Raw genomic sequence first — 19,226 nt, forward strand, 5'->3', positions numbered from 1 at the left:
AGAGAGAACTGACGTGCGCATCCTCCTCACCAACGACGACGGCTATCACGCCCCCGGCATGGCGGTGCTCGAAGCGATCGCGCGCGAGCTTTCGGACGACATCTGGGTCTGCGCGCCTGCCGAGGAACAATCGGGCGCCGGCCACTCGCTCACCCTCTCGCGCCCCGTGCGCATCCGCCAGCACGAAGAGCGCCGCTGGTCGTGCAGCGGCACGCCGACCGATTCGGTGATGATGGCGATCGGCAAGCTGTTGCCCGAAAAGCCTGACCTGATCCTGTCGGGCGTCAACCGCGGCGCCAACCTTGGCGACGACGTCACTTATTCGGGCACCGTCTCGGCGGCGATCGAGGGCGCGCTCGCGGGCATCCCTTCGATCGCGCTCAGCCAGGTGTACGCCAGGGAAGGCATGGGCGACAGCGTGCCCTTCGAAGCCGCCGCCGCGTGGGGCGCGAAAGCGCTGCGCCCGCTGCTCGCCATGGAGATGGCGCCGCGCACGCTGATCAACATCAATTTCCCCGCGATCCCCGCCGAAGAGGTGAAGGGCATCCGCGTCACGCGGCAGGGCTTCCATGACTATGGCCGCGGCTCGATCGTCGAGGGCACCGACCCGCGCGGCTATCGCTATTTCTGGTTCGGGCTTCACGGTATCGAACACAGCCTCGGCCACGACAGCGACCTCGAGGCGATCGACGACAACTATATCTCGGTCACCCCGCTCCAGCTCGACCTGACCCACGACGCCTCGCTCGCCGCGTTGCGCGGTGCGTACGGCGCGTAAAAGACCATTCGTCATTCCCGCGAAAGCGGGAACCCAGCAGCAACGCCGGACTGGGTTCCCGCTTTCGCGGGAATGACGAAAGTGGGAATTCCGTCTCATCCCGAGACAGAAGTCTAGCCACCGCCGCTTTGCTTTGGCAAAGGGAGCGCATGGGGGATTTCAGACATCATATCGCGGCCTTACTGTGCGCTGCATCGCTCGCCGGCTGCATTCCGGCGACACCCGCTCCGCCTTCGCCGCCCGTTCCGGCACCAGACTTCGAACGCCGCCCGATCGGCGAAGCGACTGGTGTCTATGAGCGCCCGACCTGGACGCTCAAGTCGGTCACAACCAACGCTGTCCGCGTGAATGCAGGCGTCTATTCGGTCCGCCCCGGCGACACGCTCCGCGCGGTCGGCGAGAAAACCGGGGCGGGTTCCGAGGCGCTCGCGATCGAGAATGACCTCCGGCCGCCCTATGCGCTGCGCTTCGGGCAGGAACTCCGCATCCCCGCCGGCCTCTATCACCGCGTCGGCGCGGGCGAGACGGGGATCGGCATCGCCGCGGCTTATGACGCCGACTGGGGTGAGATCATCACGGTCAACGCGCTGTCCGAACCCTATATATTGCGCGTCGGCCAGCGCCTGCGCCTGCCCTCCGACGCGCGCGTCCTTCCGCGCGGTCCGGTCGATGTCGGCGCGCGCGCCGCCGCTTTCCGCCTCAACATCGATGACATCCTGACGGGCAGCCAGCCCGCGCTCGCCGAAGCGGCCCGACCGACCGCTGGCAGCGCCACCCCGCGCCCGCCCGTCACCACCGCGATCGCCGAGCCCGCCTATTTCGCCGGCCGCTTCGAATGGCCGCTCAATGGGCCGATCCTCGCGCGCTTCGGCCCGATCGCACCGGGCAGGGTCAGTGACGGCATCAACATCGCCGCCGCGGCGGGCACTCCAATCCGCGCGACCGCGGGCGGCGTCGTCGCCTATGCCGGCGACCAGGTCGGCATCTATGGCGGGCTGATCCTGATCAACCACGGCGGCGGCTGGGTCAGCGCCTATGGCCACGCGGGCCGGATCGACGTCAAGCGCGGCCAGAGCGTGCGCATGGGCGACGTCATCGGCCGCGCCGGCGCGACCGGACAGGTCCAGACGTCGCAACTCCATTTCCAGCTGCGCAAAAATCGCATACCAGTCGATCCGATGAAGCAGTTGCCGCCCCGATGAGCCGTCGGCCTTCCGACAAGCTGAAAATGCCGCACATCTTTCGCCCGCTGAAGCGCGCGAGCAAATGGCCGATCTGGGCCGATGTCATCACACGGCTCGGCGTCGCCTTCTCCCTGATCGCGATCGTCGTGCTTGTCCACTGGGTCGACCGCGCGGGGCTGAAGGACAGCCACGACGGCCAGATCAGCTTCCTCGACGTCGTTTATTTCACGATGATCTCGGTCACCACGACGGGCTTTGGCGATATCGCGCCGGTGTCCGACCGCTCGCGCCTGATCGAGGCGGTGATCGTCACCCCGATCCGCATCATGGTGCTCTTCATCTTCGTCGGCACCGCCTATAATTTCGTCCTCAAGCGCACATGGGAAAAATGGCGTATGGCCCGCATCCAGGCAAAGCTCACCGATCATTATGTCGTGCTCGGTTACGGCACCAGCGGCGCGGAGGCGGTTCGCGAACTCATCGCGCGCGGCACCGACCCCGCGTGCATCGTCGTGATCGACCAGTCGGGCCCGCGCATCCAGGCGGCCGAGGCAGTCGGCTGTAACGTGCTTCAGGGCGACGCGTCGAACGACGACACGCTGATCGACGTCCAGATCGCCAAGGCGCACACCGTCCTTGTTTCGGCGGGACGCGACGACAGTTCGATCCTCATCGTGCTCACCGTCCGCCATCTCGCCCCGAATGTGCCGATCAGTGTCGTCATCCGCGCGCAGGACAATGAGTTGCTCGCACGCCAGGCGGGGGCGGCGAACGTCATCAACCCGGTCAGCTTCACCGGCCTGCTCCTCGCGGGTTCGGCGCAGGGCGAACATGTCGCCGACTATATGGCCGACCTTGCCGCGATCGGCGGCAAGGTGCAGCTGCGCGAACGCCCGGTCCGCGGCGAAGAAATCGGCAAAAGCCTCGATCAACTCGCGAGCGGCGGGCGCGGCCTGCGCATCTACCGCGGCGGCAAACCCTATGGTTTCTGGGAAGACGAAGCGAGCAAGCTGCAGGCGGGCGACATGATCGTCGAGGTCGTCAACAGCGAAACCTGCGAAGCCGACTAAGGGTCAGAACCGGCTAAAAGTGCGTTCGAGGTTTGAATCGATTTTGTTCAGTGCGAGGAGGCAAGGCGCAGGAATATGTCGATATTTCCAGACTTGCCGACGACGCAATGGACAAAATCGGTCAAATCCCGAAGGGACGCCGAAATGGCTTCGATCTCAGGCCCGTGCGGCCTTGCGGGTAGCGGTGCTACCCGCGGCGGCCACCCGAACCCGATATCTTCGCCATTTCGACGCCTCGTTCGCGCTTTTAGCCGGTTCTGACCCTAACCCCGCCAGTAAAGCCAGCCGGCCCAGAGCCAGCCGACAATCAGCAACGTCCCGCCAATCGGCGTCACCGCCCCCAGCCACCGCGGCCCGCCAAGCGCCATCGCATAAAGCGTGACCGCAAACAGCGCCGCGCCGACGAGCAGCATGATCGCGGGTCCGCGCGCGGTGCCCATGATCGCGATCGCCGCGACCGCATGGATCAGCTGGTACAGCCCGCCGGTGCGCAGCCATTCGGCCTCCTGCGGCCCCGCCGCACCATGCGCGCCGAACGCGCCCGCCGCCACGGCCACCGCCGCCGAAATCGCCGCAAATACGCCAATCATGTTCACCACCCTTGCAATGCCGTGCCGATGCGGCGAGCTATAGGGCGACAGGAGGGAGAAGGCGATGCCCCGCGACACCCCGCTTCCCACGGATTTGAAGCCGCCGAGCCGCCTTGCGACGCTCGGCGAGTTGGCCCTGCCGCTCGACATGCTGCGCTATGGCCTGTCTGGCTATCACCTGATTGGAGCGCCGCGCGGCGACGGGCGCGCGATCGCCCTCCTCCCCGGCTATGGCGCGAGCGAACTCTCGATGCGGCCCCTGGAGGCGTATCTCCGCCACCTCGGCTATCATGTCCGCGACTGGGGCATGGGCCGCAACCAGGGCCGCGTCGCCGCCGACGTCGAACGCTTCGCGAGCCAAGCCGCCGCATGGGTCAAGGCCGACGGCGCGCCGCTCACCCTGATCGGCTGGAGCCTCGGCGGCGTCATCGCCCGCGAAACCGGGCGCGCCTACCCGCACCTCGTCCGCGAGATCATCACGATGGGCACGCCGATCATCGGCGGCCCCAAATATACCGCGCTCGCACAGCGCTTCGCCGGCCGCGACGTCGACGCGATTGAACGCGAAATCCACGCCCGCAACGTCAAAGGGCTGACGCAGCCGCTCACCATCATCTACTCCGACCGCGACGGCATCGTCGGCCCCGACATCGCGGTCGACACCTACAACTCGCAGGCGCGGAACATAAAGGTCGACAGCACGCATCTGGGCCTCGGCATCAACCCGCGCGTGTGGCGAATCATCGCCGACACATTGGCAGGCGTGACAAACCCCGAAAAATAGACTAGGGGCGCCGCCAATCATGACAGTCAAAACCCTCCCCACCCAGCCGAAGGTCGGCATGGTTTCGCTCGGCTGCCCCAAGGCACTCGTCGACAGCGAACGGATTCTGACCAAGCTCCGCGCCGACGGCTATGGCCTGTCGCCCGATTACGCGGGCGCCGACGTCGTGCTCGTCAACACCTGCGGCTTCCTCGACTCGGCGAAGGAAGAAAGCCTCGAGGCGATCGGCGAGGCGATGGCCGAGAATGGCCGCGTCATCGTCACCGGCTGCATGGGCAACGAGGCCGAGGTCATCCGCGCGCGTTTCCCGAACGTCCTCGCGGTCACCGGCGCGCATCAATATGAGCAGGTCGTCGACGCGGTCCACGACGCCGCGCCGCCGACGCAGGGTCCGTTCGTCGACCTCGTCCCCGAAGGCGGGCTGAAGCTGACCCCGCGCCACTACAGCTATCTGAAGATCTCGGAAGGCTGCAACCACAGCTGCTCCTTCTGCATCATCCCCGACCTTCGCGGCAAACTCGTCAGCCGCCGCATCGACGCGGTGCTGCGCGAGGCCGAAAAACTGGTCGCCGCGGGGACCAAGGAGCTGCTGGTGATCAGCCAGGACACCTCGGCTTACGGCGTCGACATTCGCCACGACCCGCGTCCGTGGCACGGCCGCGAAGTGCGCGCGCATATGACCGACCTCGCCCGCGAACTCGGCCAGCTCCAGACCAGCGAAGGCCGCGCGCCGTGGGTGCGCCTCCATTATGTCTACCCCTATCCGCACGTCGACGCGGTGATCCCGCTGATGGCCGAAGGGCTGCTCACGCCCTATCTCGACATCCCCTTCCAGCACGCGGCGCCGAGCGTCCTCAAGCGCATGAAGCGCCCCGCGAACGAAGCGAAGGTGCTCGAACGGCTGAAAAGCTGGCGCGCGATCGCCCCCGACATTTCGATCCGCTCGAGCTTCGTCGTCGGCTTCCCCGGCGAGACCGAAGCCGATTTCCAATATCTCCTCGACTGGCTCGACGAAGCGCAGCTCGACCGCGTCGGCGCCTTCCGCTTTGAACCCGTTGCGGGCGCGCAGGCCAACGCCCTCGACGATCAGGTCCCCGAAGAGGTCAAGGAAGAGCGCTACCAGCGCATCATGGACAAGACCGCCGCGATCAGCGCCGCGAAACTCGAAGCCAAGATCGGCCGCACGCTGCCGGTGATCATCGACGAGGTCGGCGAGGCCGACGAGGACGGTAGCATCGGCGCAACGGGGCGCTCACAGGCGGATGCGCCGGAGATCGATGGCCACGTCTACCTCCGCGACGTCGCGGCGACGCTGAAGGCCGGCGACATCGTCGATGTCACAATCGAGGATGCTGACGAGCATGATCTGTTCGGGGTGGTCGCGTAGCGACACCTGCGAAAAATCGCTGTCCTACATTATTTGGCTCGCATAGCCTTGCGGAATGACCTCGGGACGCCGCACCATACAGCGAATCCAGCGTAAAGTTGCGCAGTTTTCTGCGCTTTCGGCGACAAGCCCCCGCTCCCCCTCCTTCGTCACCCCGGACTTGATCCGGGGTCCCGCTTTTCAACGTCGCTCAGCGGGACCCCGGATCAAGTCCGGGGTGACGAGGCTTGGTAGTACAGAATTTGCACCGAAGGTGAATTCAGTGTGAAGTTGCGCAGTTTTCCGCCATTTTTCGTTCCAGGCTTTTTCGCAAGGAACGGCTTAACACATCCCGATGTTATAAAGAGCAGATACCGCATCAGGGGGCACCGCATGCGAATAGTCCAGCTGGCGACCGCCACATTGCTGCTGTCCACCGCGCTCACCGGCTGCGACCGCCGCACCGACGTCGAAGCGCCGCCGCGCGCGACCGACAAAGCGCCCTCCCCGACGCAGAAATCGCTGATCGCGGTGCCGATCAACGCCAACACCGCCTCGCTCAAGCAGGCGCTCGAACGCGCGGTGCCCAAGACGCTGTGGACGATCAACCAGCGTGAGCGCGCCTGCGTCCAGCCGCAGCGGGTGAAAGTCTTCGGCAAGAAGGTCAAGGTCACCCCGCCGATCGCCTGCACGATCGTCGGCCAGGTGACGCGCGGGCCGCTGCGATTGCGCGGCGAAGGGAGCGAGATCGTCGTCGACGTACCGCTTCGAGCGACAATTGCCGCGCGCGACGTTGGCGGCGTGCTGAAGGGCGAGACCGCGACGGGCGCGGCGATGGCGCATGCGCGGATCCGCATCGAACTCACCCCCGACTGGCGCACAGAGGGCAAGGCGCGCATCAGCTATGGCTGGACCAAGGCGCCGGGCATCGATTTTCTCGGGCGCCGGATCACCTTCACCGATCAGGCCGACGCGAAGCTGAAACCCGTCGTGGCGGGTGTCGAGCGCGAGGTGACGCGCGAGATCGCGAAGATCGACATCCGCAAACAGGCGGCCGACGTGTGGCGGCAGAGCTTCACATCGCTCGAACTCAACCGCGAGAATCCGCCGGTGTGGATGCGCGTCACGCCGCAGCGCATCCTCTACGGCGGCTACCGGATCGAGGGGGATCGCTTGAACCTCAACCTCGGACTCGAGGCGATCACCGAAACCTTCGTCTCGGGGCGGCCGAACGACCCCGCGCCGACCCCGCTGCCGCGGCTGGTCCGCGAAATCCCCAAGCCGCATCTCGACGTGCGCGTGCCGGTGATCGCCGATTATGCGCAGCTTCAACCGGTGGTCGACCGCGCGCTCGCCAAGCGGTCGCAGCGGCCTTTCGTGCTGCCGAAACTCGGCTCGATGATGGTCAAATTCGGCAAGTCGACGATCTACGGCGCGGAGGGCGGCCGGGTCGCGGTGGGCGTCGACGTGGAGGCGAAGCTGGAGATGCGATCGGGCGCCCCGACGCGCGGGCGCATCTGGATGACCGCCATCCCGGCCAACAAGCCGGGATCGGCCGAGGTTCATTTCACCGACCTTGTCATCAACGGCGACACCAACGGGGTCGGCGGCGACCTCCTCATCCTCCTTGGCCGCAGCGAGGGTTTCGCGCCATTGATCGCCGACGCGCTGACCCAGAATTTCACGAACGACCTCGGCAAGCTGCAAGGCAAGATCAAGCGGGCGGTCGACCAGCGGCGCGAAGGCGCCTTTGTCATCCGCACCCGCGTCGACCGTTTCGAAACCGGCGAGATCAAGGCTTATGGCAACGGCCTCTACCTGCCGGTGCGGATGGTCGGCGGCGCCAGCGTCGATTATCGCCCGGCGCGGTGATCGGTCAGCGGCGGGTAAAGTCCATCGTCCAGTTCACTTCCCAGCTTTCCCCGCCGTCGGCCGACATCGCCTGCTCCCAGCGCGGCGTCGCGGTGTCGGTGCGGCTCCAGATGAAGCGCAACCGGATCGGCCGATCGCCCAGCACGTCGTCGGCATAGAAATGGCCGACGCCATCCTCGAACCGGCCGATCACCGGAACGTCGAGCGCATGCGGGCTGCGCGCATCGAGCCACCAGATTGCCCAGTTGCCTTGCACCGGATCATAGGATCGCAGCGCGATCGCGCGGTAGGTTCCGCCGGGGATATGGAGGACATTGTCCTCGACATTGCCGTCGCCGCCCAGGATCGGCCGCATGTCGGAGGTCCCGTCGAATTCCTCCCAATCGTCGCAACCGGCAAGCCGCTCTTTCAGGCGGCGGTGCTTCACCTGCCAGCTGCCAATCTGGAAATCGAAATCACCGGCCATGACGGACGCTCCCCTTATTTATCAAGCGGAGCGTTCTTATTACGTTCTCATTCAAACGCAACCCCGCCCCGCTTAAAACAGGCGGGTGATCGCATAAAAGACCGCCGCCACCGCCGCGCTCGCCGGAATGGTGATGAACCACGCCGCAATGACATTGCCCGCGACGCCCCAGCGCACCGCGGTCGTCCGGCGCGCAACGCCGGCGCCGATGATGCTGCCGGTGATCGTGTGCGTCGTCGACACCGGGATGCCGAGCAGGCTGGCGGTGAACACCATGATCGACCCGCCGGTCGACGCGGCAAAGCCCTGATGGTGCGACAGCTTGGTGATGCGGCCGCCCATCGTCTCGATGATCTTCCACCCACCCGACAGCGTGCCGAGCGCGATCGCGATGTAGCAGCTGAACGCCACCCAGTGCGGCACATGAAATTCGCCGCCGAGATAGCCGGTCGAATAGAGGAGCACGGTGATGATCCCCATCGTCTTTTGCGCGTCGTTCAGCCCGTGGCTGATCGAATAGGCGGCTGAGGACAATAGGTGCAGGCGGCGGAAGGTCTTCTCGGCGAAGCTGGCGGTCGACCGGCGGAGCGCCCAGCTGCTGACCAGCATCACGAGCATCGCGAGCATCATGCCGAGCAGCGGCGACAGGAAGATCGCGATGACGGTCTTGTTGAGCCCGGTCCATTCGATCCCCTCGAACCCCGCATGCGCGACGCCCGCGCCGACGATCCCGCCGACCAGCGCGTGGCTCGACGACGACGGAATTCCCTTGAGCCAGGTCACGACGTTCCAGAACATCGCGCCGACGAGCGCGCCGAAGACGACCGCTGGCGTGACCAGATCCTTGTCGATGATCCCCTTGCCGATCGTCTCGGCGACCTTGTGCAGTTCGGGAAAGATGACCGACAGGAAATAAGCGGCGAAGTTGAAGAAGGCGGCGAACAGCACCGCCTGCACCGGCCGCAGCAGCCGCGTCGCGACGACGGTCGCGATGCTGTTCGCGGCGTCGTGCAGGCCGTTGAGGAAGTCGAACGCCAGCGCGAGGATGACGAGGCCGACGAGGAGGGGAAAAGCGAGTTCGTGCATGGTGGACGCCCCCGCTTATGCGTGGTCGATGACCAGGCCGTCGATTTCGTTCGCGACATCCTCGAAGCTGTCGGTGACGCGCTCGAGATGGCGGAAGAGTTCGCGCGTGATCAGGAAGCGGGTCGGGTTCGATTCGCCATGCTCGCGGAACAGGCGCTTGAGCCCGGCGGCATGGATCTCGTCAGCATGGCCCTCCATCCGCACCAGCCGTTCGGTCAGCTCGTGGAGCCGCGGGCCGTTGGCACCGATGTTGCGGAGCAGCGGCAGGGCTTCTGCGGTCAGGCGCGCCGCGTCGACGATGATGCCCGCAATGTCGCGCATCTCGGGTTCGAATTCGGTGACGTCGTACAGGTCGACGGCGCCCGCGGTCTTCTGCATCTCGTCGATCGCATCGTCCATCGAGGCGATCAGGTCGGTGATCGCGCTGCGGTCGAACGGGGTGAGGAAAGTGCGGCGCACGGTCTGGAGCACTTCGCGGGTAATCGCGTCGGCGTCATGCTCGCGCTCGATGACTTCCTGGATATGGTCGGCGATGCCCTCGCCGCCCTGCAACATGCGCGACAAGGCATTTGCCCCGGCGACGAGCGTCGCAGCGTGGCTTTCGAACAATTCGAAGAAATTTCCCTGTCGCGGCAGCAAACGCTGAAACCATGCGAACATCCAGCTAACCCCTGTCTTGTCTGCTACGTTTTCGACGACCCCGCGCGGCTGGGCGACGGCGCGGAAACCGCCATCGCCGAACGAGCGGATGAGCGCCTGCAAATCGGGTTCCTCGACCGCCGACGCGGCGTCGCGGAACGAGAACCATTTGCGGTCGCGTTCGTCCATTTCCTTCCAGTCTTCTAGCTCGTTCGTCACCGCGAGCGGGAAGACTTCGACATTATACATGATCGACGCGCCGTTAGCGCGGCGCTTCCGATATTCATAGCTGCCGATCGGCGTCGGGCAGACCGCACCGATCACCCCCGCCTCTTCCTCCGCCTCGATCGCGGCGGCGGCGTGACGCGTGATGCCGGTCAGCGGATTGCCCTTTGGCACCACCCAACGCTTTGTCTCGCGCGACGTGATCAGCAGGATTTCGGTCGGCCCGTCCTGCGCGGGTCCGCCGAATCGATAGGGAAGGACAGCGATCTGACGCATGAGGCTTTCATCCTTTCCGGCGGTTTCGGGCGCGCGAGGCCATGGGTGACAAAGAGGTTACGCCCCTATGACAATAATATGACAGCGACAAGGACGCTTCATCGCCGCCGCACTTTCCGTAAACGTCAATTCGATTGCAAAATGAAACGCGGTGCGTAATCTACCCATCAAACATAGTCGGGAGACAGGATGATGGCAGGCACGGCGACGACGGAACGTCCCGCGGACGCGAAAGCTGCACCGGTCGATCAGGATGTGCTGATCGTCGGCGCGGGGATTTCGGGCATCGGCATGGCCGTGCATTTGCAGATGAATTCTCCCGACCGCAGCTTCGGCCTTGTCGAGCGCCGCGAACAGCTTGGCGGCACCTGGGATCTGTTCCGTTACCCCGGCATCCGTTCGGACAGCGACATGCACACGCTCGGGTTCGTCTTCGAACCGTGGAAGCATGAAAAGTCGATCGCTGACGGCCCCTCGATCCTCGAATATCTTAATCGCATCGTCGACGAACGCCATATCCGCGAGCGCATCCGCTTCGACAGCAAGGTCGTGGGCGCCGACTGGGACAGCAATGCGGCGCGCTGGACGGTGACGATGGAGGACAGCAAAGGCGCGAGGTCGACCACGACCGCGCGCTGGCTCTACCTCGGCTCGGGCTATTACGACTATGACGAGCCCTTCGACGCGCAGTTCGCGGGCCGCGACGATTTCCAGGGCCAGATCATCCACCCGCAATTCTGGCCGAAGGATCTCGATTACAAGGGCAAGAAAGTCGTCGTGATCGGATCGGGCGCGACCGCGGTCACCATTGTCCCGTCGTTAAAAGAAGCCGCGCACGTCACGATGCTCCAGCGCACCCCGACCTGGTATTTCATCCGGCCCGCCAAGGACGCGTTCGCCAACTTCCTTCGCAAATTCCTGCCCGAGACGCTCGCGTACAAGATCACACGCTTCAAGAATGTCCGGCTACAGGACATCGCCTTTCGCCGTGCGCGCGAGAAGCCCGAGAAGGTCAAGGAGTTCCTGACGAAAAAGCTGCAAGAGAGCCTTGGCGACCGCTACGACGCCGAAGCTTTCACCCCGCCCTATAACCCGTGGGACCAGCGCCTCTGCCTCGTCCCCGACGCCGATTTCTTCGAGGCGATGAAAGCCGACAAGGCGTCGGTCGTGACCGATCATATCGAGAAGTTCGATGCGACCGGCATCCAGCTGAAATCGGGCAAGCATCTCGACGCCGACGTCATCGTCACCGCGACGGGCCTGAAGCTCGCGGTCGCGGGCAAGATTCCGGTGCGCGTCGATGGCGCGCCGGTCGATTGGCACGACCATTTCTATTACAAGGCGTGCATGTTCTCGAACGTGCCGAACTTTTCGGCGGTGTTCGGTTATCTCAACGCGAGCTGGACGCTGCGCGCCGACATCGTGTCCGAATATGTCTGCCGCGTGCTCAACCATATGCGCGACACCGGGACCACGGTCGCGACCCCCGCGCTCGCCGATCCGTCGAGCCTCGAAGAGGAAAATGTCTTCGACTTCTCGTCGGGCTATATCCAGCGGTCGCTGCACATCATGCCGAAGAGCACGGTCGCGCTGCCCTGGCGGCTCAGCCAGAATTATGTGCAGGACCGGATCGACATGCGCACCGGCGCGATTGCCGACGGGGTGCTGACCTTCTCCAACGCGCAAGCGACCGTGGCATCGGCTCCGGCGGAGCTTGAAGCCGCGGAATAAGCGCTAATCGACATGCTCGGGCTTGCCCTTGGTCGAGCCCTTGGCGAAATCCTCGAGCTGCTTTTCGGTCATGCTCTCGGCCATCTCTTTCGATGCGCCTTTGAGTTTCGACTTGGGCGTGTCGCCACGCCTGGCGCTGAGCGCGGCGCCGGCGGCTTTCTGTTGAGCTTTCGATTTGGCTGGCATGGCAATTCTCCTTGCCCGCCCCGCTAGCCATTAACGATCGTACCGCCGTTGGGATGCAGCACCTGACCCGACATATAGCTGCTGTCGTCGCACGCGAGGAACAGGAAGCAGGGCGCAACTTCATTGGGCTCGCCGGGGCGTTTCATCGGGGTACTCTCGCCAAAGGTCGCCACTTTCTCGGCGGGCGCGCCGCCGCGCGGATTGAGCGGGGTCCAGATCGGCCCCGGTGCAACGCCGTTCACGCGAATGCCCTTCCCCACCAGATTCTCGCTGAGCGAGCGAGTGAAGGCGGTGATGGCTCCCTTGGTCGCGCTGTAGTCGAGCAGACCCTTTGACCCCTGATACATGGTGACGCTGGTGCAATTGACGATCGCCGCGCCCCTTTTGAGGTGGGGTAAAGCCGCCTGCACCAGATAGAACATGCCAAAGATGTTGGTGGCGAAGGTACGCTGCAGCTGGTCCTCGCTGATGTCGCGGATATCCGCCGCCGGATGCTGTTCGCCGGCGTTGTTGACGAGGATGTCGAGGCGGCCGAGCTTGCCGACCGTCTGTGCGACGATCTTCTCGCCCGCCTTCGCCTTGCCGACATCGGCCTTGATCGCGATCGCGCGTCGCCCCTCGGCCGCGACGATCGCCGCGGTTTCGACGGCGTCGGCCTTGTTGTCGAGATAGACGATCGCAATGTCGGCGCCCTCGCGCGCGAACAGCGCACACACCGCGCGACCGATCCCGCTGTCGCCGCCGGTGACGATCGCAACCTTGCCCTCGAGCCGGCCCGAGCCCGGATAGCGCGGCTCCCACTGGGGCGCGCGATCAAGATCGGCTTCGCGGTCGGATGGCGGCTTGGCGATCGTTTTGCCCGACCCAACCGCGTGGCGCAGTTTCGTCGCGGCGCTCCGCTTGCCCTTCTTCTCTTTCGCACTTTCGCCAACCTTGCCGGCTTTGGGCTGCTTCGCCATGAGCTTGTCCTTCGGGTCAGTTGATGGGGAGGAAGTCGCGCGCATATTCATCCTTCACGGCTTTGACGAGCGCACCCGTTACCGGCACGTTGATCTTGTAACTTCCTTCGGCATAGGGGCCGACCTCATAGGGCGCGATCGCGATCGTCATGCGGTCGAGGTAGCGGCCGTCGGAAGAGCCAAGCCACACCGTCTGTGCCGACGCCGGCGGGCATTTGCCGAACGGGCTGTCGGGCGCCTCGTCGGCCATTATCCCCTTCGCGGCCTTCGCGCGCTTGATGCCGGCGCAGAATGGCTCGCGGATCGCGGTGTCGAACGCCTCACTGCTTTGAAACAGGTCGAGCGGCTTCAGCTGCTTGCGCCGGTTGCGATCCCAGATCAGCGTGTCGAAGGTCTGCATGCCGTGTGCGCCGCCGGTATAGGTCTCGATCTCGGCCGACAGGCTGAGGAAACGCGGTGTGCTGGTCACGCGTTGCCAAGTCTGGCGATGGCTATGCGCGCGATACGGATAGTCGCCTTTCTCGGCGGCCGCCTTGTCGCGCTGCGCGGCGGCGATCAACGCCTCACGCTTCGCCTCCCGGTCGCTGTCGAGCGCCTTGGCGAGTTCGGGGATCTGGGCAGCTTCTTTAGGATAAGCATAAACGAACTCGATCAGGTCGTTGCTTTCGGTGACGTTCGACGCGGGCGCATCCTTCGCCGCTTCGTCGGCGGCGGCGCCGGACGGCGCGCCGGGCACCGACGCGGCCGCCACTTTTTCCGCCTTCGTCGGCTTGTCGTCGGAACAACCCGCCAGCAGCAGCGCGCCGACAAGGATCGAAGTGGCATTTCGCCAGGATGCGTTGATCGTCATCCAGACATAACGCCGGGAATCGACAAAATATCCCGCGCGGCCTAGCACCGCGTCCATGACCGACTATTCCGATCTGATCCAGCCCGACAAGGGACAGGACGCGCGCCCGATCCATCTCGTCGACAAGAAGGGCTATGATGAATGGCTGAAGGGCCGCAGCGCCCGCGAACGCGCGCATCTTGCCGCGGTCGGCTTCAAACCCGATGCCTTTGTCCACGCGATCCTGCCGGGGGACGATCCCGAAAAATGGGCGGTCGTCACCACAGTCGCCAAGGCCGACAGCCTGTCGGCCTGGTGCCTCGCCAAGCTGGGGCAAATCCTGCCCGAAGGCCGTTACCGCCTCGAAGGCCAGCAGCCGGGCAAGGCTCTGTTCGGGTGGATGAGCGCGCAATATCGCTTCGACACCTATAAATCGAATCCGCCGACTAAAGGCCCGCGCGTCCTACTGACGACCGATGTCGGTGCGATCGCGCCGATGGTTGCGGAAATGCGCGCGGTTGCGCTCGTCCGCGATCTCGTCAACACGCCCGCCGCCGACATGGGGCCCGCGGCGATCGAAAAGGCGGCCGAACGCATCGCGAAGGCGCATGGCGGCAAGCTGACCGTCACCAAGGGCGAGGCGCTCGAACAGGGCTATCCGATGATCCATGCGGTGGGCCGCGCGGCCGCCAAGCATCACGCGCCGCGGCTGATCGAGATCGAGTGGGGCAAGGACGACCATCCGCGCGTCGCGCTGGTCGGCAAGGGGATCAGCTTCGACAGCGGCGGGCTTGACATCAAGCCCGCGGCGGGAATGCGGCTCATGAAGAAGGATATGGGCGGCGCGGCGCATGTGCTCGCGCTCGCCGAACTGGTGATGGCGAGCGGGCTGCCGGTACGGCTTCACTGCCTCGTCGCCGCGGCCGAAAATGCGATCTCGGCCGATGCTTTCCGTCCCGGCGATGTGCTGAAGAGCCGCCTGGGGCTGACGGTCGAGATCGGCAACACCGACGCCGAGGGGCGGCTGGTTCTGGGCGATGCGCTCGCCAAGGCCGGCGAGGGCAAGCCCGAGCTGATCGTCGATTTCGCGACGCTGACCGGCGCCGCGCGCGTCGCACTCGGCCCTGACCTGCCGCCGCTCTTCGCCAATGACGACACGCTTGCGGAAGCGATGCTCGCGGGCGGGATCGAGCGCGACGACCCGCTGTGGCGGATGCCGTTGTGGGATGGCTATGCCGACCTGCTCGAAACCGACATCGCCGACCTGGGCAATGCGGGCAGTTCGCCCTTCGCCGGGACGATCACCGCGGCGCTGTTCCTGAAGCGTTTTGTCCCCGAGGGCGCCCTATGGGCGCATCTCGACACCTTCGCCTGGCGCCCTTCGGCGAAGCCGGGGCGGCCGAAAGGCGGCGCCGCGCTTGGCCTCCGCGCCGCATGGGCGATGCTCCAGGCACGCTATGACCGGCGCGGGAAAGCCTGAACTTTCTTGATCAAGAGGGTCCTGCTGGTCTAATGGCGCGCGATTGCCCGCGGCCCGCGGAACCCAGCTTTTTACAGGACGGCAAGTGACATCAGAAAGTGGCGATAATTCAGCGGCAAACCGCGTGCGCATGGGGCGTCCCGGCGCCGCGGGCGCGGGCCGCGATCGCTTTGGCCTGACCGGCACGTCGCAGAGCTTCGATCCGCGCGTCGTCGCGATCCGTCCCGATCTGGCCGATATCGCCGTCGCCGGCACGCATTTCGCGCCGCACTACGCCGCGCCGATGATGCGCAGCGGCGTGCTGCCCGGCGCATCGCTGCGCGCATCGCCGTCGGTCGACGCCGACCAGACGAGCGAGTTGCTGTTCGGCGAAGGCTTTGCCCTGCTTGACCTCACCGGCGGCTGGGCATGGGGTTATTGCCTCGCCGACCATTATGTCGGCTATCTCGCCGCCGAGGCGCTCGCCGCGCCGATCGCGCCGACGCACCGCGTCGCGATGATCGAGGCGATGCTGCACAGCGCGCCCGATGCCGCGAGCGGCGGCCCCGCCGTCCTGCCGCGCGGCGCGCTGGTGATGGGCGAGCCCGAGGGCGAATGGCTTGCGACGTCGCACGGCTATCTGCCGCTCGCGTCGCTCGTCGAAGTCGGCGTAGAGGATAACGACCCCGCCGAACTCGCCGAGCAGATGATCGGCACGCCCTATGTCTGGGGCGGCCGCACCGCGAAGGGGATCGACTGTTCGGGCCTCGTCCAGCTCGTATGGGCTGCCGCGGGGATCCAGCTGCCGCGCGACAGCGACCTCCAGCTTGCGTCGCTCGGTGCCGACAAGGATGTCGATCCGGCGGCGCTCGCGCGCGGCGACCTCGTCTTTTTCCCCGGCCACGTCGGCATCATGGCGGACGGCCAGACGATCATTCACGCCAGCCGACGATGGATGGCGGTGAACAGCGAACCGCTGGCCGACGTCATCGCGCGATCGGCCGCAAAGGATCATGATCCGCCGGTGAGCGGATATAAAAGACTGCGATAACATTATGACGAAAACGGTTTTCATCGACGGCGCGGCGGGTACGACGGGCCTCGAAATCGCCGAACGCCTTGCGGGGCGGAACGAGTTCACGCTGATTGCGCTCGACGATGCGCGGCGCAAGGATGCGGCGGCGCGGCGCGAGGCGCTGAACGACGCCGATTTCGTGATCCTCTGTCTTCCCGACGACGCGGCGCGCGAGGCGGTCGCGATGATCGGCAATGATCGCACCCGGGTCATCGACGCATCGACCGCGCATCGTGTCGCGCCGGGCTGGGTTTATGGCTTCCCCGAAGTCAGCGGGCACGACGCCGTTGCGGAAGCCGCGCGCGTGTCGAACCCGGGCTGCTATTCGACGGGCTTCATCGCGCTGGTCGCACCGCTCGTGCAGGCGGGCCTGCTTCCCGCCGAGTGGCCCTATATCTGCCATGCGGTCAGCGGCTATTCGGGCGGCGGCAAGGCGCTGATCGAGCGCTTCGAGGGGGATCCGGACATCGCGTGGCGCGGCTATGCGCTGGCACTCGGCCACAAACATGTGCCCGAGATGCAGGCTCGGTGCGGGCTTGCGATCGGTCCGCTGTTTTCGCCCGCGGTGATCGCGGCGCATCGCGGGATGGTGGTCGAGGTTCCGTTGCCGCTGAATGCCATGCCCGCCGCCGCGTCGCCTGACGCGCTGCGCACGGCGCTCGCCGATTTCTATGGCGCGAGCCCGGTCGTCGTCATGGGCGAGGCGCCGGCTGACGGCGAGATGCTTCTCCGCGCGTCGGATGCGGGTGACGACCGGATCGAATTGTCCGTCTTCGCCAACGCCGATGCCAGTCAGGCACGCCTCGTCGCGCGGCTCGACAATCTGGGCAAGGGCGCGAGCGGCGCGTGCGTCCAGAATCTCAACATCATGGCGGGATTGCCCGAAACCGCGGGCCTGCGAATCTAGCCGCTCAGTGCACCGTGTCGAGGATGTCCTCGATCGACAAATAGGTGATCAGCCGCTCGATCTGGCGCCAGCGCGCGAAATGCACGTGGTTGCCGAGCACGCGATATTGCTCGGCCCGCGCTGCTGCGGCAAAGCCAGCTTCTTCGCCATGCATGCTGATCAGCGCATGGGCATCCTCGACCGCATCGCGGTCGGTGAGAAAGGGTGCTGGCAGGTGCATCGAATTCCTGGTCCGTTACGTCGAGTGCATCTCCTAACGCACGCCCCTCACTGCGTCGTTCCCAACCGTGATGAACAATTGGGTAAGGTTAATTCAAAAGGCTCGACGGTTAACCCTTCGCGTGCCGATTCAAGCCCCTTTGACGCCGCGCTTTGCCCGTGTAGACAGGCGCCATGCGCAAGATCCTGAAATATGCCGCCCTCGCCCTGTTGCTGCTGCTGATCGTCGGCGGCATCACATTATACATCATGTCGCGCCCCGATGTGGCGCGCTTCTCGACCGCCGAGCTCAGCGGGCGGGTGCCGGTGATGGCGTCGCAAAAGACCGAGAGCTTCCCCACGGTGAACGTGCCCGAGGCGACAAGCTGGCCCGCGGGCCAGGCGCCGCGCGCTGCGCAGGGGCTTAGCGTGGCGCGCTTTGCCGAAGGGCTCGACCATCCGCGCACGATGCTGGTGCTTCCGAACGGTGACATATTGGTGGCGGAATCGCAGAGCCCGCCGCGCAAGGATGGCGGCGTGCAAGGCGCGGTCATGAAGAATTTGATGGGCAAGGGTGGCACCGGCCGGAAACCCTCGGCGAACCGTATCACCCTGCTCCGCGACGCCGATGGCGACGGCAAGGCCGAAGTGAAGACGGCTTACATCACGGGGCTCAATTCGCCTTATGGCATGGCGCTGGTCGGCAGCACGCTTTATGTCGCTAACACCGACGCGCTGCTCGCCTTCCCCTATGTGGCGGGCGAGACGAAGATGAGCGGCAAGCCGGCCAAGCTCGTCGACCTGCCGGCAAAGGGCACCAACCGCCATTGGACCAAGAGCCTCGCGGTTGCACCCAACGGATGGCTCTACATCGGCGTCGGCGCCGACTCCAATATCGGCGAAGCGGGCATGAACCGCGAGTTCCGCCGTGCCAGCGTGCTCGAGGTGCGGCCCGAGAACAAATATATGCGCACCTTTGCGGCGGGCATCCGCAATCCCGTCGGCCTCAATTTCTATCCCGGCAGCGACCGGCTGTGGACCGTCGTCAACGAGCGCGACATGCTCGGCAGCGACCTTGTCCCCGACTATCTGACCGACGTCACCGAGGGCGATTTCTATGGCTGGCCCTGGTATTATTGGGGCGGCTACATCGACCCGCGGGTCGAACCCGAGGCCGAAGATCGCCGCCAGTACGTCAAGCGCCCCGAATATGGGCTGGGGGCGCATACCGCGCCACTCGGCTTCACCTTTACGCAAGGTCTCGACCTTGGCGATCGCTGGGCGAACGGCGCGCTGATCGCGCTACACGGGTCGTGGAACCGCGAGCCGGTCGCGGGCTATAGCGTGGTGTTCGTCAAGTTCGGCGCCAACGGCAAGCCCGTCGATGCGCTCCCCGTCACGCTGCTCGACCAGTTCCTCGGCAAGGACGGCAAGACAACCCGCGGCCGGCCGGCCGACGTGAAGGTCGCGAAGGATGGCAGCGCGCTGGTTGCCGACGACACCGGCGGGGTGATCTGGCGGGTCGCGAAGGCCGGATAAGAAAAGG

19 protein-coding genes are annotated in these 19,226 nt (G+C 65.4%); 11 read left to right on the forward strand and 8 right to left on the reverse strand.

What is annotated here, in order from left to right; genetic code table 11:
• Positions 1-13: 13 nt before the first annotated feature.
• The 3 genes from surE to ACTJI5_RS12000 all read left to right on the forward strand — a co-directional run bounded on the left by surE (position 14) and on the right by ACTJI5_RS12000 (position 3,032).
• A complete protein-coding gene (surE, locus tag ACTJI5_RS11990) occupies positions 14-778 on the forward strand; it encodes a 5'/3'-nucleotidase SurE (RefSeq protein ID WP_440860472.1) in 765 nt (254 codons plus the stop codon).
• Between the two features lie 149 nt (positions 779-927).
• Entirely contained in the window at positions 928-1,980 is a 1,053-nt protein-coding gene (locus tag ACTJI5_RS11995; protein ID WP_440860473.1) for a peptidoglycan DD-metalloendopeptidase family protein, read from the forward strand.
• The gene (locus tag ACTJI5_RS12000) at positions 1,977-3,032 is read left to right on the forward strand and encodes a potassium channel family protein (RefSeq protein WP_440860474.1); all 1,056 of its coding nucleotides are present in this window, start codon (positions 1,977-1,979) and stop codon (positions 3,030-3,032) included. Before ACTJI5_RS11995 ends, ACTJI5_RS12000 begins: the two co-directional genes overlap by 4 nt.
• 263 nt (positions 3,033-3,295) lie before the next feature.
• On the opposite strand, the gene ACTJI5_RS12005 is transcribed toward ACTJI5_RS12000, so the two are convergent.
• Entirely contained in the window at positions 3,296-3,622 is a 327-nt protein-coding gene (locus ACTJI5_RS12005) for a DUF423 domain-containing protein (protein ID WP_058536556.1), read from the reverse strand.
• A gap of 64 nt (positions 3,623-3,686) precedes the next feature.
• Between ACTJI5_RS12005 and ACTJI5_RS12010 the strand changes: the two genes are divergently transcribed.
• The 3 genes from ACTJI5_RS12010 (at position 3,687) to ACTJI5_RS12020 (ending at position 7,644) form a co-directional block, all read left to right on the forward strand.
• Entirely contained in the window at positions 3,687-4,406 is a 720-nt protein-coding gene (locus ACTJI5_RS12010; protein WP_440860475.1) for an alpha/beta hydrolase, read from the forward strand.
• Positions 4,407-4,425: 19 nt separating this feature from the next.
• Positions 4,426-5,793, forward strand: a complete 1,368-nt coding sequence (rimO, locus tag ACTJI5_RS12015) for a 30S ribosomal protein S12 methylthiotransferase RimO (protein WP_440860476.1) — start codon at positions 4,426-4,428, stop codon at positions 5,791-5,793.
• Positions 5,794-6,165: 372 nt separating this feature from the next.
• Positions 6,166-7,644, forward strand: a complete 1,479-nt coding sequence (locus ACTJI5_RS12020) for a DUF4403 family protein (RefSeq protein WP_440860477.1) — start codon at positions 6,166-6,168, stop codon at positions 7,642-7,644.
• 4 nt (positions 7,645-7,648) lie between these two features.
• Here the strand turns inward: ACTJI5_RS12020 and ACTJI5_RS12025 are convergent, their stop codons facing one another.
• From ACTJI5_RS12025 to ACTJI5_RS12035, 3 genes are all read right to left on the reverse strand, one after another.
• Entirely contained in the window at positions 7,649-8,110 is a 462-nt protein-coding gene (locus ACTJI5_RS12025; RefSeq protein WP_440860478.1) for a DUF1579 domain-containing protein, read from the reverse strand.
• Positions 8,111-8,182: 72 nt separating this feature from the next.
• Positions 8,183-9,196 carry an anion permease gene (locus tag ACTJI5_RS12030; protein ID WP_440860479.1) on the reverse strand — a complete coding sequence of 338 codons (1,014 nt, stop codon included), beginning with the start codon at positions 9,194-9,196 and terminating at the stop codon, positions 8,183-8,185.
• Positions 9,197-9,211: 15 nt separating this feature from the next.
• Positions 9,212-10,336 (reverse strand): DUF47 family protein, encoded by a 1,125-nt coding sequence (locus tag ACTJI5_RS12035; RefSeq protein ID WP_197411378.1) that lies wholly within the window; start codon positions 10,334-10,336, stop codon positions 9,212-9,214.
• Positions 10,337-10,525: 189 nt separating this feature from the next.
• Here ACTJI5_RS12035 and ACTJI5_RS12040 point away from each other — a divergent pair, with 189 nt between their 5' ends.
• A complete protein-coding gene (locus ACTJI5_RS12040) occupies positions 10,526-12,067 on the forward strand; it encodes a flavin-containing monooxygenase (RefSeq protein ID WP_440860480.1) in 1,542 nt (513 codons plus the stop codon).
• Between the two features lie 3 nt (positions 12,068-12,070).
• Here ACTJI5_RS12040 and ACTJI5_RS12045 read toward each other — a convergent pair whose 3' ends face one another.
• Genes ACTJI5_RS12045 through ACTJI5_RS12055 form a run of 3 tightly spaced genes read right to left on the reverse strand, consistent with a single transcriptional unit; the run spans position 12,071 to position 14,119 of the window.
• Positions 12,071-12,253 carry a DUF3008 family protein gene (locus tag ACTJI5_RS12045; protein WP_440860481.1) on the reverse strand — a complete coding sequence of 61 codons (183 nt, stop codon included), beginning with the start codon at positions 12,251-12,253 and terminating at the stop codon, positions 12,071-12,073.
• Between the two features lie 23 nt (positions 12,254-12,276).
• A complete protein-coding gene (locus ACTJI5_RS12050; protein WP_440860482.1) occupies positions 12,277-13,212 on the reverse strand; it encodes an SDR family oxidoreductase in 936 nt (311 codons plus the stop codon).
• A 16-nt stretch (positions 13,213-13,228) separates the two neighbouring features.
• Positions 13,229-14,119 carry a DUF4163 domain-containing protein gene (locus ACTJI5_RS12055; protein WP_440860483.1) on the reverse strand — a complete coding sequence of 297 codons (891 nt, stop codon included), beginning with the start codon at positions 14,117-14,119 and terminating at the stop codon, positions 13,229-13,231.
• Here ACTJI5_RS12055 and ACTJI5_RS12060 point away from each other — a divergent pair.
• From ACTJI5_RS12060 to argC, 3 genes are all read left to right on the forward strand, one after another.
• The gene (locus ACTJI5_RS12060) at positions 14,118-15,521 is read left to right on the forward strand and encodes a leucyl aminopeptidase family protein (protein WP_440860484.1); all 1,404 of its coding nucleotides are present in this window, start codon (positions 14,118-14,120) and stop codon (positions 15,519-15,521) included. The genes ACTJI5_RS12055 and ACTJI5_RS12060 overlap by 2 nt on opposite strands.
• A gap of 85 nt (positions 15,522-15,606) precedes the next feature.
• Entirely contained in the window at positions 15,607-16,551 is a 945-nt protein-coding gene (locus ACTJI5_RS12065; protein WP_440860485.1) for a C40 family peptidase, read from the forward strand.
• Between the two features lie 4 nt (positions 16,552-16,555).
• A complete protein-coding gene (argC, locus tag ACTJI5_RS12070; protein WP_440860486.1) occupies positions 16,556-17,482 on the forward strand; it encodes an N-acetyl-gamma-glutamyl-phosphate reductase in 927 nt (308 codons plus the stop codon).
• Positions 17,483-17,486: 4 nt separating this feature from the next.
• Here argC and ACTJI5_RS12075 read toward each other — a convergent pair whose 3' ends face one another.
• Entirely contained in the window at positions 17,487-17,702 is a 216-nt protein-coding gene (locus ACTJI5_RS12075; protein WP_058536565.1) for a hypothetical protein, read from the reverse strand.
• A 173-nt stretch (positions 17,703-17,875) separates the two neighbouring features.
• Between ACTJI5_RS12075 and ACTJI5_RS12080 the strand changes: the two genes are divergently transcribed.
• Positions 17,876-19,219: a PQQ-dependent sugar dehydrogenase gene (locus ACTJI5_RS12080; protein WP_440860487.1), complete on the forward strand. Its 1,344-nt coding sequence runs from the start codon at positions 17,876-17,878 to the stop codon at positions 19,217-19,219.
• Positions 19,220-19,226: the final 7 nt, after the last annotated feature.

The organism is Sphingopyxis sp. 22461 (assembly GCF_052044915.1).
In the GTDB taxonomy this organism is placed as follows: Bacteria; Pseudomonadota; Alphaproteobacteria; order Sphingomonadales; family Sphingomonadaceae; genus Sphingopyxis.

Coding starts and splice junctions, on each gene's coding strand:
- ACTJI5_RS11995 (WP_440860473.1), top strand. CDS start 928: ATGGGGGATTTCAGACATCATATCGCGGCCTTACTGTGCGCTGCATCG.
- ACTJI5_RS12000 (WP_440860474.1), top strand. CDS start 1,977: ATGAGCCGTCGGCCTTCCGACAAGCTGAAAATGCCGCACATCTTTCGC.
- ACTJI5_RS12005 (WP_058536556.1), bottom strand. CDS start 3,622: ATGATTGGCGTATTTGCGGCGATTTCGGCGGCGGTGGCCGTGGCGGCG.
- ACTJI5_RS12010 (WP_440860475.1), top strand. CDS start 3,687: ATGCCCCGCGACACCCCGCTTCCCACGGATTTGAAGCCGCCGAGCCGC.
- rimO (WP_440860476.1), top strand. CDS start 4,426: ATGACAGTCAAAACCCTCCCCACCCAGCCGAAGGTCGGCATGGTTTCG.
- ACTJI5_RS12020 (WP_440860477.1), top strand. CDS start 6,166: ATGCGAATAGTCCAGCTGGCGACCGCCACATTGCTGCTGTCCACCGCG.
- ACTJI5_RS12025 (WP_440860478.1), bottom strand. CDS start 8,110: ATGGCCGGTGATTTCGATTTCCAGATTGGCAGCTGGCAGGTGAAGCAC.
- ACTJI5_RS12030 (WP_440860479.1), bottom strand. CDS start 9,196: ATGCACGAACTCGCTTTTCCCCTCCTCGTCGGCCTCGTCATCCTCGCG.
- ACTJI5_RS12035 (WP_197411378.1), bottom strand. CDS start 10,336: ATGCGTCAGATCGCTGTCCTTCCCTATCGATTCGGCGGACCCGCGCAG.
- ACTJI5_RS12040 (WP_440860480.1), top strand. CDS start 10,526: ATGATGGCAGGCACGGCGACGACGGAACGTCCCGCGGACGCGAAAGCT.
- ACTJI5_RS12045 (WP_440860481.1), bottom strand. CDS start 12,253: ATGCCAGCCAAATCGAAAGCTCAACAGAAAGCCGCCGGCGCCGCGCTC.
- ACTJI5_RS12050 (WP_440860482.1), bottom strand. CDS start 13,212: ATGGCGAAGCAGCCCAAAGCCGGCAAGGTTGGCGAAAGTGCGAAAGAG.
- ACTJI5_RS12060 (WP_440860484.1), top strand. CDS start 14,118: ATGACCGACTATTCCGATCTGATCCAGCCCGACAAGGGACAGGACGCG.
- ACTJI5_RS12055 (WP_440860483.1), bottom strand. CDS start 14,119: ATGGACGCGGTGCTAGGCCGCGCGGGATATTTTGTCGATTCCCGGCGT.
- argC (WP_440860486.1), top strand. CDS start 16,556: ATGACGAAAACGGTTTTCATCGACGGCGCGGCGGGTACGACGGGCCTC.
- ACTJI5_RS12075 (WP_058536565.1), bottom strand. CDS start 17,702: ATGCACCTGCCAGCACCCTTTCTCACCGACCGCGATGCGGTCGAGGAT.
- ACTJI5_RS12080 (WP_440860487.1), top strand. CDS start 17,876: ATGCGCAAGATCCTGAAATATGCCGCCCTCGCCCTGTTGCTGCTGCTG.